At 71.8% G+C, this 8909-nt stretch carries 8 protein-coding genes; 7 read left to right on the top strand and 1 reads right to left on the bottom strand.

Annotation, left to right across the window (positions count from 1 at the left end; all coding sequences use genetic code 11):
• Positions 1-208 precede the first annotated feature (208 nt).
• Entirely contained in the window at positions 209-1078 is an 870-nt protein-coding gene (ppk2, locus tag ACZ5ON_RS04090) for a polyphosphate kinase 2 (protein ID WP_465585146.1), read from the top strand.
• 3 nt (positions 1079-1081) lie between these two features.
• Here ppk2 and ACZ5ON_RS04095 read toward each other — a convergent pair whose 3' ends face one another.
• On the bottom strand, positions 1082-1582 hold the full coding sequence (locus ACZ5ON_RS04095; RefSeq protein ID WP_465585148.1) for a VOC family protein: 501 nt from the start codon (positions 1580-1582) through the stop codon (positions 1082-1084).
• Positions 1583-1693: 111 nt separating this feature from the next.
• Between ACZ5ON_RS04095 and ACZ5ON_RS04100 the strand changes: the two genes are divergently transcribed.
• From ACZ5ON_RS04100 to ruvX, 6 genes are all read left to right on the top strand, one after another.
• On the top strand, positions 1694-3043 hold the full coding sequence (locus ACZ5ON_RS04100) for a replication-associated recombination protein A (RefSeq protein WP_465585150.1): 1350 nt from the start codon (positions 1694-1696) through the stop codon (positions 3041-3043).
• 417 nt (positions 3044-3460) lie between these two features.
• Positions 3461-4075 (top strand): 30S ribosomal protein S4, encoded by a 615-nt coding sequence (gene rpsD, locus ACZ5ON_RS04105; protein ID WP_344637185.1) that lies wholly within the window; start codon positions 3461-3463, stop codon positions 4073-4075.
• A gap of 657 nt (positions 4076-4732) precedes the next feature.
• Complete coding sequence (locus ACZ5ON_RS04110) at positions 4733-5209, top strand: DUF948 domain-containing protein (RefSeq protein WP_465585154.1); 477 nt, start codon at positions 4733-4735, stop codon at positions 5207-5209.
• Between the two features lie 2 nt (positions 5210-5211).
• A complete protein-coding gene (locus ACZ5ON_RS04115; RefSeq protein ID WP_465585156.1) occupies positions 5212-5664 on the top strand; it encodes a DUF6167 family protein in 453 nt (150 codons plus the stop codon).
• Positions 5664-8333, top strand: a complete 2670-nt coding sequence (gene alaS / locus ACZ5ON_RS04120; RefSeq protein WP_465585159.1) for an alanine--tRNA ligase — start codon at positions 5664-5666, stop codon at positions 8331-8333. The genes ACZ5ON_RS04115 and alaS overlap by 1 nt, the downstream gene beginning before the upstream one ends.
• Positions 8333-8812 (top strand): Holliday junction resolvase RuvX, encoded by a 480-nt coding sequence (gene ruvX / locus ACZ5ON_RS04125; RefSeq protein WP_465585162.1) that lies wholly within the window; start codon positions 8333-8335, stop codon positions 8810-8812. Before alaS ends, ruvX begins: the two co-directional genes overlap by 1 nt.
• Positions 8813-8909: the final 97 nt, after the last annotated feature.

An 8909-nucleotide genomic window follows, 5' to 3' on the forward strand; every position in this document is an offset into this window, starting at 1 on the left:
CGCCGGGGCAGGGCAGAGTTGATCAGCCGCGAGGCGGACCGGTACCGGCAGTGCAGGGGGCTGCCGGTGCCGTCGCCGATCGCGGCCCGCACCGACGAACCGTCGGCCCGCCCGGGAGCCCGGCCGCCGAGGCCGCCCGGACGTTCCGCGGGGCGCCGTCCGATCCGGCGCCGTCACCTGCAGCGGCGGGGGATCGCCCGTAGCGTGGATGCTCATCGGCATCCGGCGAGCGGAGGGCACAGTGGCGGCGGCACCCGGTCAACTTCCCCGGAAGGCGTACGAGCAGGAACTCCTGCGGCTTCAGGGTGAGTTGGTGAAGCTCCAGGAGTGGGTCAGGGTCGAGAGCGCCCGGCTGGTGGTGGTCTTCGAGGGCCGGGACGCGGCGGGCAAGGGCGGCGCGATCAAGCGGGTGACGGAGTACCTGAACCCGCGCGTGGCCCGGATCGTGGCCCTCCCGGTGCCGACCGAGCGCCAGCGCGGCCAGTGGTACTTCCAGCGGTACGTCGAACAGCTGCCCGCGGCCGGCGAGATCGTGCTGTTCGACCGCAGCTGGTACAACCGGGCAGGCGTGGAGCGAGTGATGGGCTTCTGCACCGACGAGGAGCACCGGCAGTTCCTGCACCAGTGCCCGACCTTCGAGCGGATGCTGATCGAGGCGGGCATCCTGCTCCGCAAGTACTGGTTCTCGGTCAGCCTGGAGGAGCAGGAGCGGCGCTTCCGCTCCCGCCTGGAGGACCCGATGCGGCGGTGGAAGCTCTCGCCGATGGACACCGAGTCGATCACCCGCTGGGAGGAGTACTCGCGGGCCAAGGACGAGATGTTCGCCCACACCGACCTGCCCGGTTCGCCGTGGAACGTGGTGGAGAGCGACGACAAGCGGCGGTCCAGGATCAACATGATCGCCCACCTGCTCTCCAGCGTCCCGTACCGGGAGATCGAGAAGCCGCCGGTCGAGCTGCCGCCCAGGCCGCCGTCCAAGGGCTACCGGCGCCCGCCGCGTGATCTGCAGAGGTACGTGCCGGACCACGCGGCACGGCTGGAGCAGACCGACGGGGCGGACGGGCGGACGGCGCGGTAGCCGTCAGGTGGACTGGCCGGCCGCGGCGCCGGTGGCCAGGTCCGGGCCCCAGCGCTCCAGCGCCCCGGCCAGGTCGAGCGGGCCCGAACGCAGCCCGGAGTCCTCGCTCGGCCAGTCCTCGCGCGGGACGCGCCACATCAGCTCGAACTCGTTGCCGTCCGGGTCCTTGGCGTAGAAGGACTTGGAGACCAGGTGGTCGGTCGCGCCGACCAGTGAGCCGAGCCCGTCCAGCCTGGCGCCGAGCTCGGCCAGCTCGCCGAGCGTGCCGACCTCCCAGGCCAGGTGGTAGAGCCCGATCCGACCCTGTTCGGGGCCGGGGGCGTTCGCACCGATCGCGAACAGGCCCAGGTCGTGGTCGTTGAGGCTGCCGGGGGCACTGAGGAAGGCGGCCCGGCCGGGGATCAGGTGGTCGAGCCGGAACCCGAAGACGTCGGTGTAGAACGCGACCGAGCGGTCGACGTCGCGGATCCAGAGCACCGCGTGGTTGAGGCGGCGGACGGGCATGGTGGGCTCCCGGGGGTGCTGAGGTCTGGCACAGCCAGCGTACGCCCGATCCGGTTCAAATTCGAACCAAATGCCGCGGTCGGAACGGTCACCCCGGTCTAAGCTTCACGCGTGGACGAACCGGACCTCTTCACCGCAGCCGCCGAGGAACGCCAGGCCAAGGAGCCCGGCCGGGCCCCGCTCGCCGTCCGGATGCGCCCGCGCACCCTCGACGAGGTCGCGGGCCAGCGCCAGCTGCTCAAGCCCGGATCGCCGCTGCGCCGCCTGGTCTCCGGCGCCAAGGGCCCCGCCGCCACCAGCTCGGTGATCCTCTGGGGCCCGCCCGGCACCGGCAAGACCACCCTCGCCCATGTCATCAGCCAGGCAGTCGAGGGCCGCTTCGTCGAGCTCTCCGCGATCACCGCCGGGGTCAAGGAGGTCCGCGCGGTCATCGACGGTGCCCGCCGGGCCGTCGGCATGACCGGCCGGGAGACCGTGCTCTTCCTGGACGAGATCCACCGTTTCTCCAAGGCCCAGCAGGACTCCCTGCTGCCCGCCGTGGAGAACCGCTGGGTCACCCTGATCGCCGCCACCACCGAGAACCCGTACTTCTCGGTGATCTCCCCGCTGCTCTCGCGCTCCCTGCTGCTCACCCTGGAGTCGCTCACGGACGAGGACGTCCGGGCCCTGCTGCGCCGCGCGGTGGTGGACGAGCGGGGGCTGGCGGGCAGCGTGGAGCTGAGCGCCGAGGCCGAGGACCACCTGGTCCGGCTGGCCCAGGGAGACGCCCGCCGGGCGCTGACCACGCTGGAGGCGGCGGCCGGTGCGGCGTTGGAGAAGGGCGAGGCCACGCTCACCCTCGCCACCACCGAGACCGCGGTCAACCAGGCCGCCGTCCGCTACGACAAGGACGGCGACCAGCACTACGACGTCGCCAGCGCCCTGATCAAGTCGATCCGGGGCAGCGACGTGGACGCCACCCTGCACTACCTGGCCCGGATGATCGAGGCCGGTGAGGACCCGCGCTTCATCGCCCGCCGCCTGATGATCTCCGCCAGTGAGGACATCGGCCTGGCCGACCCGACCGCGCTGCCCACCGCCGTCGCGGCCGCCCAGGCGGTCGCGCTGATCGGCTTCCCCGAGGCGCGGATCATCCTCTCCCAGGCCGCCATCGCGCTCGCGCTGGCGCCCAAGTCCAACGCCGCGTACCTGGCGATCGACGCCGCGCTGGCCGACGTGCGGCAGGGGCTGGCCGGTGCCGTGCCGCCGCACCTGCGGGACGCGCACTACGGCGGCGCCAGCAAGCTCGGCCACGGCCAGGGCTACCAGTACCCGCACGACCTGCCCGGCGGAATCGCGGCGCAGCAGTACGCGCCGGACTCCGTTCACGGCAAGGAGTACTACCACCCGACCAGGCACGGCGGGGAGGCCCGCTACGCGGACATCGTCGAGTGGACCAGGGCCAGGCTCAAAGGCGAGTGACGCCGCCCGGCCGCCTCCCGCGGCGCCCTTTCCGGGGGCGCCGCGCTCCGGCGGTCCGGCCCTGCCCTCCCGGGGGCGCCGGGAGTGGTCCGTGGGCGTGAGTGATCGACGGTATACTCGCTCTGAGTGCCATGTCCCGGGCCCGGCGGTGGGGTGTAGACCCGACCGACCGGCCGCACCAGCGGGGCGACGGCCGATTACCCCTTCGGGGGTAGTGCAAGGAGCGTTGCGCACCGGTTTCGGTGTCGCGGGCAGCCCACCACCCCATGGGCGGTGGGCCGTACGTGTGCAAGCACAGATGTGCCCGGCCTCGGAGAGCGGCTGACCATCCCCGGATGGTTTTCTCCGGGTCGCGAGGAGCAACCTCCGTCAACACCTGGTGAAGCCGTATTCGAAAAGCAAGAGAGGTAATGGTTCATGGCGAACCAGAAGCGCCCCAAGGTCAAGATTGCCCGTGCGCTGGGCGTTCCGCTGACCCCGAAGTCCGTCAAGTACTTCGAGGCCCGCCCGTACCCGCCCGGCCAGCACGGCCGTGGCCGCAAGCAGAACTCTGACTACAAGGTCCGTCTGACCGAGAAGCAGCGTCTGCGCGCGCAGTACGACCTCAGCGAGAAGCAGCTGGCCCGCGCCTTCGAGCGTGCCAAGAAGGTCCAGGGCAAGACCGGTGAGGCGCTCATCGCCGAGCTGGAGACCCGTCTGGACGCCCTGGTCCTGCGTTCGGGCATCGCCCGCACCATCTACCAGGCCCGCCAGATGGTCGTGCACGGCCACATCGAGGTCAACGGCAGCAAGGTCAACAAGCCGTCGTTCCAGATGAAGCCGGGCTACGTCGTCACCGTCCGCGAGCGCAGCAAGGCCAAGACCCCGTTCGAGATCGCCCGTGAGGGTGGCAACGCGGGCGAGGGCCAGACCCCGAAGTACCTCGAGGTCAACCTGAAGGCCCTGGCCTTCCGCCTGGACCGTCTCCCGCAGCGTCGTGAGGTCCCGGTCGTCTGCGACGAGCAGCTGGTCGTCGAGTACTACTCGCGCTGACCCGCGAGCAGTGCCCCTGCGGCACCGAACCCCCGCAGCCTTCGGGCTGCGGGGGTTCACCCCTTTCCGGAGCCTCTCCATGTCTTCCTCGGTCGCTTCCTCACTCGTCGTTGGGTCCCGCAGCCCCGAGAGCTCGACCAGCCGGGCACCGTCCGCGAAGCCGCCCGCCACCTCGCCGGAGGCGCGCAGCGCCAGCCTGCTCTTCCCGACGCCGCCGCGGCCGGTGACGGCGACCAGCCGGGAGAGCCGCAGCAGACCGGCCACTGCGCCGAGCTCGCCGCCGCGGCCGACGAAGCTGGTCAGCTCGGCGGGGAGCCGCTGGAGGGCCTCGGGACGGCCGGGCGCGGCCTGCCGGTTCGGTGTTCTCGGTTGGTTCTCCATGCGCTGCCCCCGGTCCTGGACGATCGTCGAAGGCGACGACGACGCGGCCGACACCCAGGTCACGGCGGACTCACCGGTAGGGCGGGCGGCGCTTTCGGGTGGAAGCCGCGCGCGGGCCAGCCCCGGCCGTGAGGGACGGGGCGCGCAGCTGCCGTGTCCCCGGAGCGGCACCCCTGTGCGCAAGATCGGTTGCGGAGGGGAATCCGGTCGGGAAACCGCACGTGGTCACGGTAGGGTTCCCCTCTGAGGAAGTTGCAAGGCGAGGGAGCGCGCAAGGTGTCCGTGGGAGAGCTGGCCGGCCTGCTGGTGGCCGTGTTCTGGGCGGTCCTGGTCACCCTGCTCGCGGTGGTGCTGGTCCGGCTCTCCCGGGTGCTGAAGGAGGCCACCGTCCTGGTCTCCGCGGTGACCGAACAGGCCGTACCGCTGCTGGTGGACGCGGGCGCGGCCGTCCGCAGCGCCAACGAGCAGTTGGAGCGGGTGGACGAGATCACCGCCAACGTGCAGGACGCCGCCGCCAACGCGAACGCGCTTTCCTCCACCGTCGCCGCCACCATCGGGGGCCCGCTGGTCAAGGTCGCCGCGTTCAGCTACGGCGTCCGCAAGGCGGTGAACCGCCGGCAGGCCGGACTGACTGTCCCGCAGCAGCCGAGTGAGCGCGAGGAACTGGCCCGGCTGATCCGGGCGGAGGTCCGGGCGGCCACCGCGCCGCGGGGCGGCCTGCTCTCCCGTGTCCGGCGAGCCGTGAGGGGCTGACGATGGTCCGACGAATCTTCTGGATGGCCGTCGGCGCCGGTGCCACCGTGTGGGCCATGAAGAAGGCCGACGAGGCCACCCGCAGGCTCACCCCGGACAGCCTGCAGGGCACCGCGGTCCGCGGTGCCCTGCACCTGGGCGACCTGGCCAAGGGCTTCGCCGCCGAGGTCCGCAGCGGGATGACCGAGCGCGAGGAGCAGCTCAAGGCCGACCTGGGCCTGGACGGCACCGCCGTGGTCGAGCCGCAGCGCCGCCGCCTCGCGGGCGGCCGGGCACTTCGGGCCGAGCCCCAGTACCGAGCTATCTCGGCGGCGCCGGGCTCCCCGGCCGCCGCCCTGCCCCCGTCCCGCGGTCTTCGTACCACCGCCCAAGGCACCACCCCCCAAGCCATAGCTGCAACGCCCCGTCGGCTCGACGAGCTGCCGGGCGGAACACCCAACCGGAAGGACCACTGATGGAGTCGGCAGAGATCCGCCGCCGCTGGCTGCGATTCTTCGAGGAGCGCGGGCACACTGTCGTTCCATCGGCGTCCCTGGTCGCCGACGACCCCACCCTGCTGCTGGTCAACGCCGGCATGGTGCCCTTCAAGCCGTACTTCCTGGGCGAGGTCAAGCCCAGCTTCACCCGTGCCACCAGCGTGCAGAAGTGCGTCCGCACCCTGGACATCGAGGAGGTCGGCAAGACCACCCGGCACGGCTCCTTCTTCCAGATGTGCGGCAACTTCTCCTTCGGTGACTACTTCAAGGAAGGAGCCATCAAGTTCGCCTGGGAGCTGCTCACCGCTCCCGTCGCGGACGGCGGCTACGGCCTGGAGGAGGAGAAGCTCTGGATCACCGTCTACCAGGACGACGACGAGGCCGAGCAGATCTGGCGCGAGGTGATCGGTGTCCCGGCCGAGCGCATCCAGCGCCTGGGCATGAAGGACAACTTCTGGTCGATGGGCGTCCCCGGCCCGTGCGGCCCGTGCTCGGAGATCAACTACGACCGCGGCCCCGCCTACGGCGAGGAGGGCGGCCCGGCCGTCAACGGCGAGCGCTACCTGGAGATCTGGAACCTGGTCTTCATGCAGTACGAGCGCGGCCACGGCGACGGCAAGGACGGCTTCGAGATCCTCGGCGACCTGCCGAGCAAGAACATCGACACCGGCCTCGGCCTGGAGCGCCTCGCCGCCATCCTGCAGGGCGTCGACAACCTCTTCGAGATCGACACCAGCCGGATGATCCTCGACCGCGCAGCCGAGCTCACCGGCCACACCTACGGCGCCGACCACAAGTCGGACGTCTCGCTGCGCGTGGTCACCGACCACATCCGCACCGCGCTGATGCTGGTCGGCGACGGCGTCACCCCCGGCAACGAGGGCCGCGGCTACGTGCTGCGCCGCATCCTGCGCCGCGCCATCCGCAACATGCGCCTGCTGGGCGCCACCGAGCCGGTGGCCAAGGAGCTCATCGACATCGCGATCAAGGCGATGGCCCCGCAGTACCCGGAGCTGGAGACCGACCGCAAGCGCATCGAGACGGTCGTCATCGGCGAGGAGGCGGCCTTCCTGCAGACCCTGAAGGCCGGCACCAACCTGCTGGACGCCGCGGTCACCGAGACCAAGCAGGCCGGCGGCGTGGTCCTCTCGGGTGATCAGGCGTTCAAGCTGCACGACACCTACGGCTTCCCGATCGACCTCACCCTGGAGATGGCCGAGGAGCAGGGCCTCCAGGTGGACGAGGCCGGCTTCCGCCGCCTGATGCAGGAGCAGCGCGACCGCGCCAAGGCGGACGCCAAGGCCAAGAAGATGGGCCACGCCGACGTCGCCGCGTACCGCGAGGTCGCCGACAAGTCCGGCGCGAGCGTCTTCACCGGCTACACCCTCACCGAGGGCGAGGCCACCGTGGTCGGCCTGCTGGTGGACGGCGTTCCCTCGCCGGCCGCCTCCGAGGGCGACGAGGTCGAGATCATCCTCGACCGCACCCCGTTCTACGCCGAGGGCGGTGGCCAGCTCGCCGACCACGGCCGGATCCGGCTGGAGTCCGGCGCGGTGGTCGAGATCCGCGACGTGCAGCAGCCCGTCCCGGGCGTCATGGTGCACTCCGGCGGGGTGCTGTTCGGCGAGGTGGTGCTCGGTGCGTCCGCGTACGCCACCATCGACGTGGAGCGCCGCCGGGCGATCGCCCGCGCGCACTCGGCGACCCACCTGACCCACCAGGCGCTGCGCGACGCGCTCGGCCCGACGGCCGCCCAGGCCGGCTCCGAGAACGCCCCCGGCCGCTTCCGCTTCGACTTCGGCTCGCCCGCCGCCGTCCCGGGCAGCGTGCTGGTCGACGTCGAGCAGAAGATCAACGACGTGCTGGGCCGTGAACTCGAGGTCACCGCCGAGGTCATGACGATGGACCAGGCCCGCAAGGCCGGCGCCATCGCCATGTTCGGCGAGAAGTACGGCGACGAGGTCCGGGTCGTCACCATCGGCGACTTCTCCAAGGAGCTGTGCGGTGGCACCCACGTCGGCAACACCGCCCAGCTGGGCCTGGTGAAGCTGCTCGGCGAGTCCTCGATCGGCTCCGGCGTGCGCCGCGTCGAGGCGCTGGTCGGCGTGGACGCGTACAAGTTCCTGGCCCGCGAGCACACCGTGGTCTCCCAGCTGACCGAGCTGGTCAAGGGCCGCCCGGAGGAGCTGCCGGAGAAGATCTCGGGCATGCTCGCCAAGCTCAAGGACGCCGAGAAGGAGATCGAGCGCTTCCGCGCCGAGAAGGTCCTCGCGGCCGCCGCCGGTCTCGCCGACTCGGCCGAGGACGTCCGGGGCGTCGCTCTGGTCGCGGCCAGGGTCGCCGACGGTACCGGCGCGGACGAGCTGCGCAAGCTGGTCCTGGACGTCCGGGGCCGGCTGGGCTCCCGCCCGGCCGTGGTCGCCGCCTTCACCGTGGCGAACGACCGCCCGCTCACCGTGATCGCCACCAACGAGGACGCCCGCTCGCGCGGCATCAAGGCCGGCGAGCTGGTCCGCACCGCCGCCAAGACCCTCGGCGGCGGCGGTGGCGGCAAGGACGACGTCGCCCAGGGCGGTGGCAGCAACCCGGCCGCCGTGGACGAGGCGATCGCCGCCGTCCGCGCCCTGGTCGCGGAGCGCGCGAGCTGATGTTCGGCGAGGAGAAGGTCTTCCGTCGGGGTCGCCGGATCGCGGTGGACGTCGGCGACGCCCGGATCGGGGTCGCGTCCTGCGATCCCGACGGGCTGCTCGCCACGCCCGTGGAGACGGTCCCCGCCGGGGGCCGCTCCCAGGCGCGGCTCAAGGAGATCGTCGAGGAGTACGACGCGATCGAGGTCGTGGTCGGCCTGCCCCGCTCACTGAGCGGCAAGGAGGGCCCGGCCGCGGCCAAGGTCCGGGCGTACGCCGGACGGCTGGCCGCGCTGATCGCCCCGGTGACGGTCCGTCTGGTGGACGAGCGGATGACCACGGTCACCGCCGCCCAGGGCCTGCGGGCCTCCGGGCGGAGCTCCAAGAAGGGCCGCTCGGTGATCGACCAGGCGGCGGCCGTGGTGATCCTGCAGAGCGCCCTGGAGACCGAACGGGTGAGTGGCCGCGCTCCCGGCGAGTGCGTCGGGCCGATGAACTGACCGGTCTGGTCTAGCTTCCCTGTGGGGGGCCGGGGGGGGGGGGGGGGGGGGGGGAAACCCCGATGGTGGTTGTCCAAACGAAAAAAACAAAACACAA

It is taken from the genome of Kitasatospora sp. NPDC032150, from assembly GCF_055579945.1.

Excerpts from the sequence above, each read along its gene's own strand:
- ppk2 (WP_465585146.1), top strand. The coding sequence starts at position 209 with ATGCTCATCGGCATCCGGCGAGCGGAGGGCACAGTGGCGGCGGCACCC.
- ACZ5ON_RS04095 (WP_465585148.1), bottom strand. The coding sequence starts at position 1,582 with ATGCCCGTCCGCCGCCTCAACCACGCGGTGCTCTGGATCCGCGACGTC.
- rpsD (WP_344637185.1), top strand. The coding sequence starts at position 3,461 with ATGGCGAACCAGAAGCGCCCCAAGGTCAAGATTGCCCGTGCGCTGGGC.
- ACZ5ON_RS04115 (WP_465585156.1), top strand. The coding sequence starts at position 5,212 with ATGGTCCGACGAATCTTCTGGATGGCCGTCGGCGCCGGTGCCACCGTG.
- alaS (WP_465585159.1), top strand. The coding sequence starts at position 5,664 with ATGGAGTCGGCAGAGATCCGCCGCCGCTGGCTGCGATTCTTCGAGGAG.
- ruvX (WP_465585162.1), top strand. The coding sequence starts at position 8,333 with ATGTTCGGCGAGGAGAAGGTCTTCCGTCGGGGTCGCCGGATCGCGGTG.